Origin of the sequence: Janibacter sp. Y6, assembly GCF_040900765.1 — a bacterium.
Taxonomy (GTDB): Bacteria; Actinomycetota; Actinomycetes; order Actinomycetales; family Dermatophilaceae; genus Marihabitans; species Marihabitans melonis.
In genome coordinates, this window is sequence record NZ_JAKLYZ010000001.1 from 175,788 (window position 1) to 191,009 (window position 15,222).

Annotated in this window: 15 protein-coding genes; 11 read left to right on the plus strand and 4 right to left on the minus strand. The window is 73.8% G+C overall.

The features are described from left to right. The first annotated feature begins 17 nt into the window (after window positions 1-17). The 3 genes from L6241_RS00805 to L6241_RS00815 all read left to right on the plus strand — a co-directional run bounded on the left by L6241_RS00805 (window position 18) and on the right by L6241_RS00815 (window position 3,816). Window positions 18-1,169, plus strand: coding sequence for a serine hydrolase domain-containing protein (locus L6241_RS00805; RefSeq protein ID WP_368244383.1), 1,152 nt, complete (start codon window positions 18-20; stop codon window positions 1,167-1,169). Next, window positions 1,162-1,713, plus strand: coding sequence for an acVLRF1 family peptidyl-tRNA hydrolase (locus tag L6241_RS00810; protein ID WP_368244384.1), 552 nt, complete (start codon window positions 1,162-1,164; stop codon window positions 1,711-1,713). Before L6241_RS00805 ends, L6241_RS00810 begins: the two co-directional genes overlap by 8 nt. Before the next feature lie 87 nt (window positions 1,714-1,800). Continuing rightward, window positions 1,801-3,816: a BNR-4 repeat-containing protein gene (locus tag L6241_RS00815; RefSeq protein ID WP_368244385.1), complete on the plus strand. Its 2,016-nt coding sequence runs from the start codon at window positions 1,801-1,803 to the stop codon at window positions 3,814-3,816. A 40-nt stretch (window positions 3,817-3,856) separates the two neighbouring features. Here the strand turns inward: L6241_RS00815 and L6241_RS00820 are convergent, their stop codons facing one another. Then, window positions 3,857-4,759 carry a neutral zinc metallopeptidase gene (locus L6241_RS00820; RefSeq protein WP_368244386.1) on the minus strand — a complete coding sequence of 301 codons (903 nt, stop codon included), beginning with the start codon at window positions 4,757-4,759 and terminating at the stop codon, window positions 3,857-3,859. A 169-nt stretch (window positions 4,760-4,928) separates the two neighbouring features. On the opposite strand from L6241_RS00820, the gene L6241_RS00825 reads away from it, so the two are divergent. The 7 genes from L6241_RS00825 to L6241_RS00855 all read left to right on the plus strand — a co-directional run bounded on the left by L6241_RS00825 (window position 4,929) and on the right by L6241_RS00855 (window position 12,907). Beyond that, window positions 4,929-6,527: an ABC-F family ATP-binding cassette domain-containing protein gene (locus L6241_RS00825; RefSeq protein WP_191681759.1), complete on the plus strand. Its 1,599-nt coding sequence runs from the start codon at window positions 4,929-4,931 to the stop codon at window positions 6,525-6,527. Between the two features lie 77 nt (window positions 6,528-6,604). Next, complete coding sequence (locus tag L6241_RS00830; RefSeq protein ID WP_368245121.1) at window positions 6,605-8,263, plus strand: nitrite/sulfite reductase; 1,659 nt, start codon at window positions 6,605-6,607, stop codon at window positions 8,261-8,263. Then, window positions 8,260-8,442, plus strand: coding sequence for a hypothetical protein (locus tag L6241_RS00835; RefSeq protein WP_191681761.1), 183 nt, complete (start codon window positions 8,260-8,262; stop codon window positions 8,440-8,442). Before L6241_RS00830 ends, L6241_RS00835 begins: the two co-directional genes overlap by 4 nt. After that, window positions 8,439-9,185: a phosphoadenylyl-sulfate reductase gene (locus L6241_RS00840; protein ID WP_368244387.1), complete on the plus strand. Its 747-nt coding sequence runs from the start codon at window positions 8,439-8,441 to the stop codon at window positions 9,183-9,185. The genes L6241_RS00835 and L6241_RS00840 overlap by 4 nt, the downstream gene beginning before the upstream one ends. Then, window positions 9,182-10,285 carry a uroporphyrinogen-III C-methyltransferase gene (gene cobA / locus L6241_RS00845; protein ID WP_368244388.1) on the plus strand — a complete coding sequence of 368 codons (1,104 nt, stop codon included), beginning with the start codon at window positions 9,182-9,184 and terminating at the stop codon, window positions 10,283-10,285. The genes L6241_RS00840 and cobA overlap by 4 nt, the downstream gene beginning before the upstream one ends. Beyond that, window positions 10,282-10,965, plus strand: a complete 684-nt coding sequence (locus L6241_RS00850) for a sirohydrochlorin chelatase (RefSeq protein WP_368244389.1) — start codon at window positions 10,282-10,284, stop codon at window positions 10,963-10,965. Before cobA ends, L6241_RS00850 begins: the two co-directional genes overlap by 4 nt. Window positions 10,966-11,035: 70 nt before the next feature. Next, complete coding sequence (locus L6241_RS00855; protein ID WP_368245122.1) at window positions 11,036-12,907, plus strand: ABC transporter ATP-binding protein; 1,872 nt, start codon at window positions 11,036-11,038, stop codon at window positions 12,905-12,907. A 69-nt stretch (window positions 12,908-12,976) separates the two neighbouring features. On the opposite strand, the gene L6241_RS00860 is transcribed toward L6241_RS00855, so the two are convergent. The 3 genes from L6241_RS00860 to L6241_RS00870 are packed head-to-tail and all read right to left on the minus strand — an operon-like array spanning window position 12,977 to window position 14,318. Then, complete coding sequence (locus L6241_RS00860) at window positions 12,977-13,816, minus strand: SURF1 family protein (protein ID WP_368244390.1); 840 nt, start codon at window positions 13,814-13,816, stop codon at window positions 12,977-12,979. Further along, window positions 13,813-14,043 carry a hypothetical protein gene (locus L6241_RS00865; protein ID WP_368244391.1) on the minus strand — a complete coding sequence of 77 codons (231 nt, stop codon included), beginning with the start codon at window positions 14,041-14,043 and terminating at the stop codon, window positions 13,813-13,815. The genes L6241_RS00860 and L6241_RS00865 overlap by 4 nt, the downstream gene beginning before the upstream one ends. Beyond that, complete coding sequence (locus L6241_RS00870) at window positions 14,040-14,318, minus strand: DUF3099 domain-containing protein (RefSeq protein WP_123091731.1); 279 nt, start codon at window positions 14,316-14,318, stop codon at window positions 14,040-14,042. The genes L6241_RS00865 and L6241_RS00870 overlap by 4 nt, the downstream gene beginning before the upstream one ends. 150 nt (window positions 14,319-14,468) lie before the next feature. Between L6241_RS00870 and fabG the strand changes: the two genes are divergently transcribed. Next, window positions 14,469-15,191: a 3-oxoacyl-ACP reductase FabG gene (gene fabG, locus L6241_RS00875; RefSeq protein WP_229298910.1), complete on the plus strand. Its 723-nt coding sequence runs from the start codon at window positions 14,469-14,471 to the stop codon at window positions 15,189-15,191. Window positions 15,192-15,222 lie beyond the last annotated feature (31 nt).

Genomic DNA, 15,222 nt, shown 5'->3' on the forward strand with positions numbered 1-15,222 from the left:
GCTGGCAGGCTGAGCGGATGAGCGAGCTCGCCGACGTCCTGCAGCGCCACGTCGACGACGGCGTCCTCGTCGGGGCGGTGGCGGCCGTCGGCCCCGCCGCCCCGACGCGCGACGGGGGAGCCCGGCCGGTCGGCGCCGGTCGGATGGCGCTCGACGGCCCGCCCATGCCGCCGGACGCGGTCATGAGGGTGCAGTCGATGACGAAGGTCGTCGTCGCGGCGGCCGTGCTGCGGCTCGTCGAGACCGACGGGCTGCGCCTTGAGGACGAGGTTGCGCGCTGGCTGCCCGAGCTCGCCGACCCCCAGGTGCTCGAGCACCCCGGTGCGACCCTGGACCGGACGGTGCCGGCCGAGCGCGCGATCACCGTGCGCCACCTCCTCACGTGCACGAGCGGCTACGGCATCGTCGACGAGACCAGCCCGCTCGGAGCGGCGATGGAGCGCTCCGAGCTCGCCGCCGGCCCTCGGCCGTGGGCGCTCGACGCGAGCACCTGGGTGGAGCGCCTTGGTGCGCTCCCGCTCGTCGGGCAGCCCGGCGAGGTCTGGCGCTACCACCACTCCTTCGGGCTGCTCGGCGTGCTGCTGTCGCGGCGCGCCGGCCGTCCCCTCCACGAGCACCTCCGCGAGGTCCTCCTCGACCCGCTGGAGATGCCCGACACCGGCTCGTGGGTGCCGCAGGACCAGCTGCACCGGCTCCCCGCCGCCTACCGGTGGGACGACGCCCTCGTCGAGACCGACCCCCTCCACGCCGGCTCGTACGCCGGCGACCCCGGCCGCGACGTGAGCCACGGCGAGCTCGTCTCCACGGCCGCCGACGTCCTCGCGCTGCTGCGCATGCTCCACGACGGTCGCGACGCCCAGGGGCACCGCTTCATCGGTGACGAGCTGCGCCGTCTCATGCGCACCGACGCCGTCCCCGACCGGGCCAAGACGCGCGAGAGCTTCCCGTACTCCGAGCGCTTCTGGGAGGGCACCGGCTGGGGGCTGGGCGTCGGCATCCGCACCGCCGGCCCCGGCGCGGGGCGCTTCGGCTGGACCGGTGGGCTGGGCACCGACTGCTGGCTCGACCCCTCGGGCTGGTGCGGCGTCGCGCTCGTCCAGACCGAGATGTCGCCCCCCGTCATGGGTCTGCTGGGCGACGTCGACGCGATCGCCGACCCCCGTGCCTGAGCGCGTCGTCGAGGTCGACGCGCAGCGCTACCCGCGGTGGCGGGAGCGCTTCGAGGAGAGCAACGCCCAGCGGGCCGAGGTCGAGCGCCAGGAGGTCGTCGCGGTCGAGCGCTTCGAGCACGACCCGCTCGCGCTGCTCCTCGTGCGCCGCGGCGGCTACGGCGTCGGCGTGGCCGTCGGTCCCGAGCTCGTCGCGCACAAGGTCGGCACCCGCTACGTGCAGTCCCGCACGAAGAAGGGCGGGTGGTCCCAGCAGCGCTACGCCCGCCGTCGCGGCAACCAGGCCGACGAGCTGGTCGGCGCCTGCGGCGACCACGCGGCCCGGGTCCTGGCCGCCCTGCCCGACGGGGCGAAGGAGGTCCGCGGTCTCGTCCTCGGGGGAGACCGGGCGCTGCTCGCCCAGCTCCTCGAGGACCCGCGGCTGCGCCCCCTTCGCGAGCTGCCACGTCGTGAGCTGCCCGACCTGCCCGACCCCCGCCTGACCGTCCTGCAGGACGCCCTGCGCCGCGCACGTCACGTGAGGATCACGATCCGCGACCCCTGACGACGAGTGTCGCAGGGCACGCACTACCGTGCCCTGCGGAGCCGACGACCTGGGACGGTCGCGGCCGCAGCCAGGGGAGATCACGCAGTGCGCCGTCGGACCACCACCATGCTCGTCGCCGTGCTCGGCACCGCGCTGCTCGGCCTCGCGCCGGCGGCGCCCGGTCGGGCAGCCGGGCCCGACCCGCTGCCCGAGCCGTACATGACCCGAGGTGACGTCGCCCGTGGCGCGCTGAGCTCGACCCGCCAGCCGGTCGTCCGCGCGCGGACGGTCGCGCCCCGGCGCACCGCGACGTCGACGCGGACCGCTCGGGTCGTCACGTCCTCGGCGTGGTCGTGGTACATGGACCCCCGGGTGCTCGGCACGTCGACGGCAACCTACCTCTCGAGCGTGCGCAACAACGGCGACATCCAGGTGACTCGCGTCGCGCGCGGCAGCGCCGAGCTCTCCCACGCCGTCCTGCACGCCCGCTTCCAGCCCGACGACCACAACGCCCCGTCGCTCACCGAGCTGCCGGACGGCCGCATCGCCGCCTTCTGGAACGGTCACGCGGCGGTGCCGGCGCGCTACCGGGTCACCGAGCAGGCGGGGGACGTCACGACCTTCGGACCCACCCAGCGCCTCGTCGGCTCCGGGCTGGAGCGCGACCGGGTGACGTACACGGTGATGCTCCAGCTGAGCGAGGGCGCCTACCGCTACCACCTCTTCACCCGCCGGGCGGTGGACAACGCCTGGGTGATGACCCGCAGCAAGGACCTTGTGCGGTGGACCCCCGCGGTGCGCCTCTTCGACCACCCCACCCGCGAGAACGCGCCCTACCCGAAGTTCGTCACCGACGGGCGGCGCACCATCCACGTCGCCGTCTCCGACACGATGGCGACGCCGACCCAGCTGAGCTCGATGTACCACCTCACGCTCGCCGACGGGGTCTTCCGTCGCAGCGACGGCTCGACGATCCGCACGCTGAGCGAGGTCGCCGGGTCCGGCGGCGCGGCGCCGCGGCCGATCGACCCGCGCGAGGCCACGCTCGTCTACGACGGGCGCAGCGCCGACGGCCGGGCCCGGATCTACGACATCGCCCTCGACGCCGCGGGGCGGCCGGCGCTCGTCCTCACGACGGGCGACGTCGCCACCGACATGTGGACCTACAAGTGGTTCCGCCTCGGCGCCGGCGGCTGGGCCGCGACGACCCTCGACCGGGCCCCCGGCCCGCAGCCGTCCGGCATCACGATGCGCCACGACGACCCCGGTCGGGTCTTCCTCGTCCAGGGACCCGGGTCGGTCGGGGAGCGCGAGCTCGTCGAGTACCGCACCGCGGACGAGGGCCAGACCTGGCAGCGACGACCGGTGACGTCCGGCTCGACCCAGGGCAACCGCACGCCGGCGACCCCCTGGGGAGCCCAGGACGGGCCGGTCGACGTCGCCTGGCTGGCCGGTCCGTACACGACCTTCAACAACGGCCTGTGGGACACCACGGTGACGATGTCGACGAGCGACCCCGCCCCGGTCGACCTCACCTCGACCTGGCCGATCGGGTGGGCCCGTGGGAAGGGGATCACGAGCACGATCACCGAGGGCGTCGACGGCCGCGGCCTGCCCGGGGTGCGCGCCCGGCTCATGGCCCGGCTGCCGGGGCAGCCGGAGCGGGCGATGAGCAGCCGGCTCACCGGTGCCGACGGGAGCGTGCACCTCGCCGTCAACCGCTACTACCCCCGGGGCACCCGCGTGCGCGTCGACGTGCCGTCCGCCGGCGGCTGGGGGAGCGCGACGACGACTGCTGCGGCCGTCGAGACCGACACGACGGCGATCGACCTCGACTCCACGTGGCGCACCGGCTGGGACCGCGGGGTCGGCGTCTCCGCCTCCGTCACCGCCCGGCGCGACGGCTCGCCGCGCGCCGGCACCCCCGCCTGGCTCCTCGTGCGCAAGCCCGGCACGGACCAGCAGGAGTTCCGCACGAGCAGCCGGCTCACCGACGCGGCCGGGTCGGTCCACCTCCCGGTGAACCGGTACTACCCGAAGGGGACGCGGGTGCGCCTCCACGTGCCGGCCCAGGCGCCCTGGGGCTCGGCCACGAGCTCGTCGCACCGGACCGGCAGCTGAGCCGAGGCGTCACGCGCCGCGGCCCCGCGGGCTCACGGGCTCACGGGTTCTCGGGGTCGCTGACCTCGAAGGTGTCGCAGTCGTTGATGCTCTGGGCCTTCATCCCCTTGATGAACCAGCCCTGGCGGGCCTTGGCCGACCCGTGGGTCCAGTCTTCGGGGTTGACCTGACCGCTCGACTTCTTCTGGATCTCGTCGTCGCCGACGGACTTCGCGGCGCCGAGCGCGTTGCGGATCTGCTCGTCCGTGGGCTCCTTCAGCAGCGTGACGCCGTTCGCGTCCTTCGTGCCGCTCGCGTCCTGGACCCACATGCCGGCGAAGCAGTCGGCCATGAGCTCGACGCGCACCGCGCCGGAGTCGGCGCCGCGCGGGTCCTTCTGCGACTCCTCGAGGACGCCGTAGAGGTTCTGCACGTGGTGCCCGTACTCGTGGGCGAGGATGTACAGCTCGGCGAGCGGGCCGTCCTGCGCGCCGAGCTGGCTCTCCATGATCGAGAAGAAGTCGGTGTCGATGTAGATGCCGCGGTCGAGGGGGCAGTAGAAGGGGCCGACCTGGTTGCTCGCGGTCCCGCACTGCGACTGGGTCGTGCCGGAGTAGACGTTGAGCGTCGCGGGCGGGAAGTCCTGGCCCTGCTTCTCCAGAGCCGCCTTGAGCTGCGGCTGGTTGCTCCAGAAGTCGTAGAGGCTGTTCTCGCCGCCGACCATCCGGCACTTCGCGCTGCCGTTGGCATCAGGGCCTTTCTTGCACTCCTCGAAGCCCTGGCTCTGGCCGCCGCCCTGGGGGTCGGCGCCGCCGCCCCCGCCGAAGACGCTGGGGAAGAAGAGGGAGAGCACGAGCACGACGAGGCCGAGCAGCCCGCCGCCGGCGACCACCGGGCCGCGGCCGCCGCCCCCTCCGCCGCCCATCCGGGAGGTGTCGAGGGACGCGTTGTCGTTGAAGCTCATCGGGGGTGCCCTTCCGAGGCCGCGGGCAGGCCGGTCGGCCCGCCGTGAGTGCCGCTTAGACTAGACCTCGGTGGACCCGTGACGAGGCTTGCAGCCCTGCCGTCCGCCGACCCGCCCGCACCGCCGACGAAGGGGGCGCGGGTCCCCCTTCGCCCCCGCCAGGAGACCCATGATCACCGCCACGTCCGTGGAGCTGCGCGCCGGCTCGCGCATCCTCCTCGAGGAGGCGAGCTTCCGGGTCGCCGCGGGCGACCGCGTCGGTCTCGTCGGGCGCAACGGCGCCGGCAAGACCACCCTGACGAAGGTCATCGCCGGGCAGACCCAGGCGGCGGCGGGGACGATCCACTCCAGCGGCGAGGTCGGCTACCTGCCGCAGGACCCCCGCACCGGAGACCTGAGCATCACCGCGCGCCAGCGCATCCTCTCGGCCCGCGGCCTCGACACGATCGTCACCGAGCGCTCCCGCGCCGAGCAGCGGATGGCCAGCGCCGACACCGAGACGATGGAGAAGGCGATGCGCGCCTACGCCCGTCTCGACGCGGAGTTCGACGCCGCGGGCGGGTACGCCGCGGAGTCGGAGGCGAGCGCGATCGCCTCCGCCCTCAACATCGACGCCCACCGGATGGACCAGCCGCTGGAGACCCTCTCCGGTGGTCAGCGCCGTCGCGTCGAGCTCGCGCGGATCCTCTTCAGCGGGGCCGAGACGCTGCTGCTCGACGAGCCGACGAACCACCTCGACGCCGACTCCATCGCCTGGCTGCGCGACCACCTCAAGGGCTACAAGGGCGGGCTGATCATCATCAGCCACGACGTCGAGCTGCTCGAGGTCGTCGTCAACCGCGTCTTCCACCTCGACGCCAACCGCTGCGAGCTCGACCAGTACAACATGGGCTGGAAGGCCTACATCCAGGCCCGCGAGACCGACGAGCGGCGCCGCAAGCGCGAGGTCGCCAACGCCCAGAAGAAGGCCGGCGCCCTCATGGAGCAGGCCGAGAAGATGCGGGCGAAGGCGACGAAGGCCGTCGCAGCCCAGCAGATGATCCGGCGCGCCGAGCGGATGCTCGCCGGCGTCGAGGGGGAGCGGACCCAGGACAAGGTCGCCAAGCTGCGCTTCCCCGAGCCGGCGGCGTGCGGGCGCACCCCGCTGCGGGCGAGCGGGCTGTCGCGCAGCTACGGCAGCCAGGAGATCTTCACCGACGTCGACCTCGCCATCGACCGAGGGAGCAAGGTCGTCGTCCTCGGGCTCAACGGCGCGGGCAAGACGACCCTGCTGCGCATGCTCGCCGGCGTCGACGCCCCCGACACCGGGCAGGTCGAGCCGGGGCACGGGCTCAAGCTCGGCTACTACGCCCAGGAGCACGAGAACCTCGACGTCGACCGCTCGGTGCTCGACAACATGAAGTCGGCCGCGCCCGACCTCGGCGAGACCGACGTGCGCAAGGTGCTCGGCTCCTTCCTCTTCACCGGCGAGGACGTCGAGAAGCCGGCCGGTGTGCTCTCCGGCGGCGAGAAGACCCGGCTCTCGCTCGCGCTGCTCGTCGTCTCCAGCGCCAACGTCCTGCTGCTCGACGAGCCGACGAACAACCTCGACCCGGCGAGCCGGGCCGAGATCCTCGGCGCGCTCTCGACGTACAAGGGCGCGGTCGTCCTCGTGACCCACGACGAGGGGGCCGTCGACGCCCTCCAGCCCGAGCGGATCCTGCTGCTCCCGGACGGCGTCGAGGACCTCTGGGGCGCGGACTACCGCGACCTCGTGGGCCTCGCCTGATGCCTTCCAGAGGTCGTCCAGCGCATAAGACGCGATTATGGGTGGCATAACATGAGGTTTATCCTGAGGCAGTGACTGTGACGCGACCCGAGCGACCGACCCGCACGAAGGCCACCGGTGCCTGGGCCGACGGGGACCGCACCCCGCTCAACCACAACGAGGAGTTCAAGCAGGCGGACGACGGCCTCAACGTCCGCCAGCGGATCCTCGACACGTACAGCCGCGAGGGCTTCGCCTCGATCGCGCCGGACGACCTCACCGGGCGGATGCGCTGGTGGGGCCTGTACACCCAGCGCAAGCAGGGCCTCGACGGCACCCACACGGGTGAGGACGGGCTCGACGACGAGTACTTCATGATGCGCATCCGCTCCGACGGCGGCGCCCTGTCGGTCGAGCAGCTGCGAGCCGTCGCCGACATCAGCACCGACTTCGCCCGCGACACCGCCGACATCTCCGACCGGCAGAACATCCAGCTGCACTGGATACGGGTCGAGGACGTGCCCGCGATCTGGGAGCGCCTCGAGGCCGTCGGCCTCGGCTCGACCCAGGCGTGCGGCGACGTGCCCCGCGTCGTCCTCGGCTCGCCCGTCGCGGGCATCGCCGCCGACGAGGTGGTCGACGGCACCCCCGCGGTCGAGGAGATCCTCTCGCGCTACCTCGGCAGCCCGGAGTACTCGAACCTGCCGCGCAAGTTCAAGACCGCGATCTCCGGCAGCCCGAGCCTCGACGTCGCGCACGAGATCAACGACGTGTCCTTCGTCGGGGTGGAGCACCCCGAGCTCGGCCCGGGCTTCGACCTGTGGGTCGGCGGCGGGCTGTCGACGAACCCGATGTTCTCGCAGCGGCTGGGCACCTTCGTCACCCTCGAGGAGGTCCCGGAGGTCTGGGCCGGCGTCTGCGGCATCTTCCGCGACCACGGCTACCGCCGGCTGCGCAACCGCGCCCGGCTGAAGTTCCTCATGGCCGACTGGGGCCCCGAGCGCTTCCGCGAGGTCCTCGAGCAGGACTACCTCGGCCGTGCGCTGCCCGACGGCCCGGCCCCCGAGGTGCCCGGCGACCTGCGCCGCGACCACGTCGGCGTCCACGAGCAGCAGGACGGTCGGGTCTGGGTCGGCGTCGCGCCGGTCGGCGGCCGCGTGAGCGGCACGACCCTGCACGCCGTCGCGGACGCCGCCGAGGCGGCCGGCTCGGGCCGGGTGCGCCTCACCCCGCACCAGAAGCTGCTCGTCCTCGACGTCGACCCGGCTGCCTCCGACGAGCTCGTCGCGACCCTCGACGGGCTCGGCCTGCCCGCGCGGCCCAGCGAGTGGCGGCGGGGCGTCATGGCGTGCACGGGCATCGAGTTCTGCAAGCTCGCGCTCACCGAGACCAAGGCACGCGCCCGGTGGACCGTCGAGCAGCTCGAGGAGCGTCTGCCCGAGATGGACGTGCCCTTCTCGATCCACCTCAACGGGTGCCCCAACTCGTGCGCCCGCAGCCAGGTCGCCGACATCGGCCTCAAGGGCATGGTGGCGAAGGGGGAGGACGGCGAGGTCGTCGAGCTCTACCAGGTCCACCTCGGCGGTGCCCTCGGCGTCGAGCCGGCGCTGGCCCGCAAGACGCGCGCCCTCAAGGTGCGCGCCGACGAGCTGCCCGACTACGTCGAGCGGGTCGCCCGCACCTACCTCGCGCAGCGCGAGCCGGGCGAGTCCTTCGCCCTGTGGGCGCGCCGCGCCGACGAGGACGACATCCGGTGAGCCGGGTCACCCCCGTCTACCACTGCCCGTTCTGCGCCGAGCAGGACCTGCGTCCCGCGCCCGAGCCCTCGGGCGCCTGGGTCTGCGGGTCGTGCGTGCGCGTCTTCTCCGTCACCCTCCACGGCAGCGACCGCGACCTCGCGGCGCCGCTGCGCTCGACCCCCGAGGAGCCGTCATGACCGAGCCCGTCCGCACCCCCGAGCCGCCCGCCCGCAGTGCCGCCGACGAGGCGCAGCACCGCTTCGCCGCGCTCGAGGCCGAGCGCGGCGGCACCTACGAGGGCCGCGTCGAGCTCGCCCGCGAGACCCTGCGCTGGGCGCACGAGACGTACGGCGCAGGTCTGACGACCGCGTCGTCGATGGGCGACGAGGTGCTCGTGCACCTCCTCGGCACGACCCTCACGGGCGCCGACGTCTTCTTCCTCGACACCGGGTACCACTTCGCCGAGACCCTCGGCACCCGCGACGCCTACGAGGCGATGCTCCCGGTGCAGATCCGCACGATCCTGCCGCGCCTCACCGTCGCCGAGCAGGACGCCGAGCACGGCCCGCGTCTGCACGACCGCGACCCCAACGCGTGCTGCGCCATGCGCAAGGTCGAGCCGATGAACCGCGCCCTCGAGGGCTACGACGCCTGGGTGACCGGCATGCGCCGTGAGGACGCCCCGACCCGCTCTGACATCGAGCTCGTCGGCTGGGACGACCGCCGCGGCATGGCCAAGCTCAACCCCATCGCCGGGTGGACCCAGGACGACGTCGACCGCTACGTCGACGAGCACGGGGTCTTCCTCAACCCCCTTCGTCAGAGCGGCTACGCCTCGATCGGCTGCGCGCCGTGCACCCGACCGGTCGCCGAGGGCGAGGACGCCCGCGCCGGGCGCTGGTCGGGCACCGACAAGGTCGAGTGCGGCCTGCACACGTGAGCCCGGGCGGCTACCGCCTCGGCCTGGACCTCACCGACCGGCTCGTCCTCGTCGTCGGGGGCGGGCCGGCTGAGGTGCGCGAGGCCGGGGCCTGCCTCGACGCGGGTGCCCGGGTGCTCCTCCTCGCGCCCGAGGTCGACCCCGGGCTCGCCGGACGGGACGGGCTGACCTGGCGGGCCGCCCCCTTCGACCCCGCAGATCTCTCCGGGCCGGACCGCGTCTGGCTCGTCCACGCGGCGACCGGCGACCCGGCGACCGACGACGCCGTCGCCCGGGCCGCCGAGGAGGCAGGCGTCTGGTGCGTGCGTGCCGAGGCCGAGCCTCAGGCGGCTCGTGGCCACGGGGACGGGCGGGTCGGGCGGGTCGCCCTCGTCGGCGGCGGGCCGGGCGCACCGGACCTCATCACCGTGCGCGGCGCCCGTCTGCTCGCGCAGGCCGACGTCGTCGTCACCGACCGGCTCGGGCCGGTCGACCTGCTCGCCGAGCTGCCGGCCCACGTCGAGGTCGTCGACGTCGGCAAGCACCGCGACCGTCACCCCGTCCCGCAGGACCAGATCAACGAGATCCTCGTCGACCGCGCCCGCCGCGGGCTCGACGTCGTGCGGCTCAAGGGGGGCGACCCCTTCGTCCTCGGCCGCGGGGGAGAGGAGGCGCTGCACTGCGCCGCCCACGGCATCGCCGTCGAGGTCGTGCCCGGGATCACGAGCGCGATCTCCGTGCCCGCGGCCGTCGGCATCCCGGTGACCCATCGCGGCATCACGACCTCCTTCGTCGTCGCCTCGGCGCACGAGGGGGCCGGCCCGTCGCTCGACGGGCTGCGCGACGCGCCGCAGGACGCGACCCTCGTCCTGCTCATGGGGGTCACCGCGCTGGGCCGGACCGCCGCCGACCTCGTCGCCGCGGGCCGTGCCCCCGGCACCCCCGTCGCGATCGTCGAGCGGGGGTGGATGCCCGGTCAGCGGGTCACCCGGACCACCCTGTCGCGGGCGGCCGCGGACGCCGAGGCCGAAGGGGTGCGAGCCCCCGCCGTCGTCGTCGTCGGCGAGGTGGTCACCGTGCCGGAGCAGGCGGCGCGGCTCCTGGCAGGCTCGACGGCATGACCACCGTCCTGCTCGCCCACGGCTCGCCCGACCCGCGCCACCGCCAGGGGATCGAGGCGGTCGCCGACGGCCTGCGCTCGGCGCGGCCCGGCACGCCGGTCCGCCTGGCCTACCTCGAGACCGACGAGCCGTCCGCGGCCGTGCTCGGCCGCGAGCTCACCGGCGAGGTCGTCGTCGTGCCGATGCTCATCACCCCGGCCTACCACGCGCGCACCGACGTGCCCCGGGCGGCGCGTGAGCTCGCCACCGGGGGTGCCCAGGTCCGGGTCACCGACCCCCTCGCACCGCACCCCCTGCTCCTCGACGCGGTCGTCGAGCGGCTCGCCTCGGCGGGGCACGCTCCCGACCCGGGCACCGACGTCCTGCTCGTCGCCGGCGGCAGCTCCGACGGCACCGCGAGGCGGTCCCTCGACGAGCTGCTCGTCGACCACCCGCGGCCCGGCTGGGGCCGGTGGCGGGGCACGACGTTGCGCGAGCCGGAGGTCGTCGCGGAGGCGGTCGGTCAGGCCGCGCAGGCCGGTCACCGGCTCGTCGTCCTCGCCTTCACCCTCGCCGAGGGCGTCCTGCACGACGCCGCCGAGCGCCTCGCCGGCGAGCACGGGGCCGACTTCGTGCGCGGGGGCCTGGGCCGGACCCGCTCGGTCGTCGAGCTCGTCGCGCTGCGTGCCACCCCGGCTTGACCTCACCCGCACCTGAGGTCGCACGCTGGTCGGCGTCGTCGGTGGTGAGAGGGATGATGAGCGGGTGAGCATGACGAGCTGGCAGCTGATGCGCTCGATGACCCAGGACGCGGGCGCGACACGGTCGCCGCTCCCGCCCGGCACGGGTCGTCGGGTGCTCTCGTACGCACGGGGCATGAGCGGCACCATCGCCGCCTTCCTCGTGCTCGTCGCGCTGTCGTCGAGCACGGTGGTCGCGGCTCCGCTCATCCTCGGGCGTCTCGTCGACGACGGCATCACCCCCCAGCGGCGTGACGTCGTCGTCGGGCTCGCCCTGCTCGTCGCGCTCGTCGCCGTCGTCGAGGCGGTGACGACGATCGCCCAGCGCTGGTACTCCGCGCGGATCGGCGAGGGGCTCATCTACCGGCTGCGCACCCAGGTCTTCGAGCACGTGCTCGCCCAGCCCATCGCCTTCTTCACCAGGGCGCAGACCGGCGCGCTCGTCACCCGGCTCAACACCGACGTCATCGGCGCGCAGAGCGCCTTCACCTCCGTGCTGTCGAGCGTGGTGAGCAACGTCATCTCGCTCGTGCTCATCATCGGCGCGATGGCGCTCCTGTCGTGGCAGCTCACCCTCGCCTCGCTCGCGCTCGTGCCCTTCTTCATCCTGCCGGCGCGGTGGATGGGCCGGCGTCTGGCCGTGCTCACCGCCGAGCAGATGGGCCACAACGCCGACCTCGGCACCCAGATGACCGAACGCTTCAACGTCGGCGGGGCCCTGCTCGTGAAGATCTTCGGCCACCCCGAGCACGAGCTCGCCGAGTACGACAGCCGGGCCTCGCGCGTGCGTGACATCGGCGTCGTCATCGCCGTCAACCGCGCGCTCTTCTTCGTCCTGCTCACCTTCATCGCGGCGCTCGCGACGGCGATGGTCTACGGCGTCGGCGGTGTCATGGCGGTGGACGGCACGCTGTCGGTCGGCACCCTCCTCGCGCTCGCCGCCCTGCTCGGGCGCCTCTACGGCCCGCTGACGGCGATCTCCAACGTGCGCGTCGACATCCTCACGACCCTCGTCTCCTTCGCCCGCCTCTTCGAGGTGCTCGACCTGCGCCCGAGCATCCAGGAGCGCGAGGGCGCGCAGGACCTCCCGCAGGGTGACGCCCTCGACGTCGAGCTCGACGACGTCCACTTCGCCTACCCCTCCGCCGACGAGGTCTCGCTCGCCTCGCTCGAGGCCCGGGCGACCGGGGACCGCGCCGGGTCCGATGAGATCCTGCGCGGCGTGAGCCTCGACGCCCCGGCCGGCACCCTCACCGCCCTCGTCGGGCCGAGCGGGGCGGGCAAGACGACGCTCACCGCGCTCGTCGCCCGCCTCTACGACCCGACCGCCGGCGCGGTCCGGGTCGGCGGGGTCGACCTGCGCGACGCCACGCTGCGCTCGCTGCACGACAGCGTCGCCGTCGTCACCCAGGACGCCCACCTCTTCCACGACACCATCCGGGGCAACCTGCTCTTCGTGCGGCCCGAGGCCACCGACGAGCAGATGGAGCAGGCGCTGCGGGCCGCGCAGATCTGGCACCTCGTCGAGTCGCTGCCGTCGGGGCTCGACACGGTCGTCGGCGACCGCGGGCACCGCCTCTCCGGCGGCGAGAAGCAGCGCCTGGCGATCGCCCGCCTGCTGCTCAAGGCGCCGGCGGTCGTCGTCCTCGACGAGGCCACGGCCCACCTCGACAGCGAGTCCGAGGCGGCGGTCCAGCGGGCACTCGAGATCGCCCTCGCCGGGCGCACGTCGATCGTCATCGCCCACCGGCTGAGCACGATCCGCGGCGCCGACCAGATCCTCGTCGTCGACGGCGGCGAGATCGCCGAGCGCGGCACGCACCACGAGCTGCTCGCCCGGGGCGGGCTGTACGCCGACCTCTACCGCACCCAGTTCGCCGAGGCCGACGCGCCGGTGGGCTGAGCCCGGGTCGAGGTATCCGGGAGTGCTGGGACTCGTCCGGATACCTCCACCCGCGCCGAGGCTGAGCGCTCAGCCGTCCTCCTCGTCCCAGATCCGCACCTTCGCGCGGCGGGGCGGGGGAGCGGGGGCGGTCTCGTCGGGCACCTGCGCGTCCTCGAGCGCCGCCACGGCGTCGCGCTCCTCGCGCCGCACGAAGAACCAGATGAGGACGAAGACCGCGGGGATGACGAGCCACCACTGGATCGCATAGGCCATGTGCGGGCCCGTGCCCGTGTCGGGGGCGTCGAGGTCGAGGGGCGTCGGGTCCGCAGCGGGCTGCTCCTGCTGCCGCACGACGTACCCGCCGAGCAGGGCCTGGTCGCCCCACTCCTGCGATGCCTCGGCGAGGTTGATGCTCGACAGCTGGCCGGGGATCGGGTCGCGGTCGAGGGATCGCTCGCCCTGACGCACCCACCCCGTCACCTCGACCTGCCCCGAGGGCGGGGCCGGCACGTCGGGACGCACCTCGGCCCCCTCGTCGGAGTTGGGGATCCAGCCGCGGTCGACGACGAGCACCGAGCCGTCGTCGAGCTCGAGCCGGGAGAGCACCTCGTAGCCGTACACGCCGTCCCGGGGCCGGTTGCGGGCGAGCAGGTCGCCGTCGAGGTACTCGCCGCGGGCCTGCACCCGGGTCCACTCGCGCTCGAGGGGCATCGGTGAGGTAGCGAGCACCTCGCCCACCGGCTGAGCGGGCGCCGCGTAGTGGCGCTCGATGCGGTCGGCTCGAGCAGCCTTGTCCTCGTAGCGGCCCCACTGCCACTGCCCGAGGTAGTAGCAGGCGACGGCGACGAGGACCGCGACGAGCCACCAGCGCAGCCACGCCGGGGCGACGGCCCGGCGCAGCACGGCCCGGTGCTCGGCGACGCTCATGCCCACGGGTGCCCCTCGGGCGGGATCGCGTCGAGCTCGGCGAGGCGGACGGGGAAGCCACGCACCGAGAGGTGCTCGTGCAGCGTGCTCGTGTGCTCCTCGCAGGCCAGCCAGACCTTGCGCCTCGTCTCGTCGTGCAGCCGGGGGTTGCGCCACACGACGGCACGCACGGCAGCCCGGCGACACCCCTTCGCGCTGCAGACGAACGGCTCGTCCGCGAGGCTCATCGGGTGATCTGTGCCCGGTCGACCGGTCCCGCCGAGGACATCGGGGTGCCACGACGCGGGCCGACGGCGTTGGCGATGACGACGGCGACGTAGGGCAGCAGCACGGCGAGGACGACGCAGGTCCATCGCAGCCAGCCCTCGAAGAGGTAGGCCATGACGAAGCACGCGGTGCGCAGCGCCATCGTCAGCAGGTAGTTGCGGGTGCGGCGACGCCGGTCCACCGAGGCGGGCGGGGCCGCGCTCGTGACCGAGGCGACGTCGGGGGCGTGGGGCACCTCGTCAGCGTACGCCGCGATCCTGGGCGTCCACGGCGCGAGGCGGCTTCACCTACCAGGCGGTAGTGCTCTAGCGTCGGGCAGTGACGCACGGCACAGGCGGTGCGTCATCGACCTGACCGCGACACGAGAGCGAGGCGGAGCGCCGCCATGGCAGCGACACCCACCCCGAGGCGGGTCCTGGTGACCGGTGGCAACCGAGGCATCGGACGGGCGGTCGCCGACCGGCTCGTCGCCGACGGTCACCACGTCGTCGTCACCTCGCGCTCCGGCGACGTCGTAGAGGGCCTCGACGTCGTGGCCTGCGAGGTCGGCGACAGCAGCTCGGTCGACGCCGCCTTCACCGCGGCCGAGGAGATCCTCGGGGGCAGCGTCGAGGTGCTCGTCGCCAACGCCGGCATCACGAACGACACCCTCCTCATGCGGATGACCGAGGACGACTTCTCGCGGGTGGTCGACACCAACCTCACCGGCGCCTTCCGCTGCGTGCGCCGCGCGACGACGGGGATGGTCAAGGGCCGCTTCGGCCGTGTCGTCCTCGTCTCGAGCGTCGTCGGCCTCTACGGCTCACCCGGACAGGTCAACTACGCGGCGAGCAAGGCCGGCCTCGTCGGCATGGCCCGCTCCATCACCCGCGAGCTCGGCGCCCGGGGCATCACCGCCAACGTCGTCGCACCGGGCTTCGTCGAGACCGACATGACCGCCGAGCTCGCCGAGAAGACCCAGGCCGAGTACAAGGCGGCCATCCCGGCCCGCCGCTTCGCCCAGCCGGGCGAGATCGCCGGGGCGGTCTCCTTCCTCGCCTCCGACGACGCCGGCTACATCTCCGGCGCGGTCATCCCCGTCGACGGCGGCCTCGGCATGGGCCACTGACCCGCGTCACCCGACCCACCCCCTTCGTCAC

Coding starts and splice junctions, on each gene's coding strand:
- L6241_RS00805 (WP_368244383.1), top strand. CDS start 18: ATGAGCGAGCTCGCCGACGTCCTGCAGCGCCACGTCGACGACGGCGTC.
- L6241_RS00820 (WP_368244386.1), bottom strand. CDS start 4,759: ATGAGCTTCAACGACAACGCGTCCCTCGACACCTCCCGGATGGGCGGC.
- L6241_RS00825 (WP_191681759.1), top strand. CDS start 4,929: ATGATCACCGCCACGTCCGTGGAGCTGCGCGCCGGCTCGCGCATCCTC.
- L6241_RS00840 (WP_368244387.1), top strand. CDS start 8,439: ATGACCGAGCCCGTCCGCACCCCCGAGCCGCCCGCCCGCAGTGCCGCC.
- L6241_RS00850 (WP_368244389.1), top strand. CDS start 10,282: ATGACCACCGTCCTGCTCGCCCACGGCTCGCCCGACCCGCGCCACCGC.
- L6241_RS00855 (WP_368245122.1), top strand. CDS start 11,036: ATGACGAGCTGGCAGCTGATGCGCTCGATGACCCAGGACGCGGGCGCG.
- L6241_RS00860 (WP_368244390.1), bottom strand. CDS start 13,816: ATGAGCGTCGCCGAGCACCGGGCCGTGCTGCGCCGGGCCGTCGCCCCG.
- L6241_RS00865 (WP_368244391.1), bottom strand. CDS start 14,043: ATGAGCCTCGCGGACGAGCCGTTCGTCTGCAGCGCGAAGGGGTGTCGC.
- fabG (WP_229298910.1), top strand. CDS start 14,469: ATGGCAGCGACACCCACCCCGAGGCGGGTCCTGGTGACCGGTGGCAAC.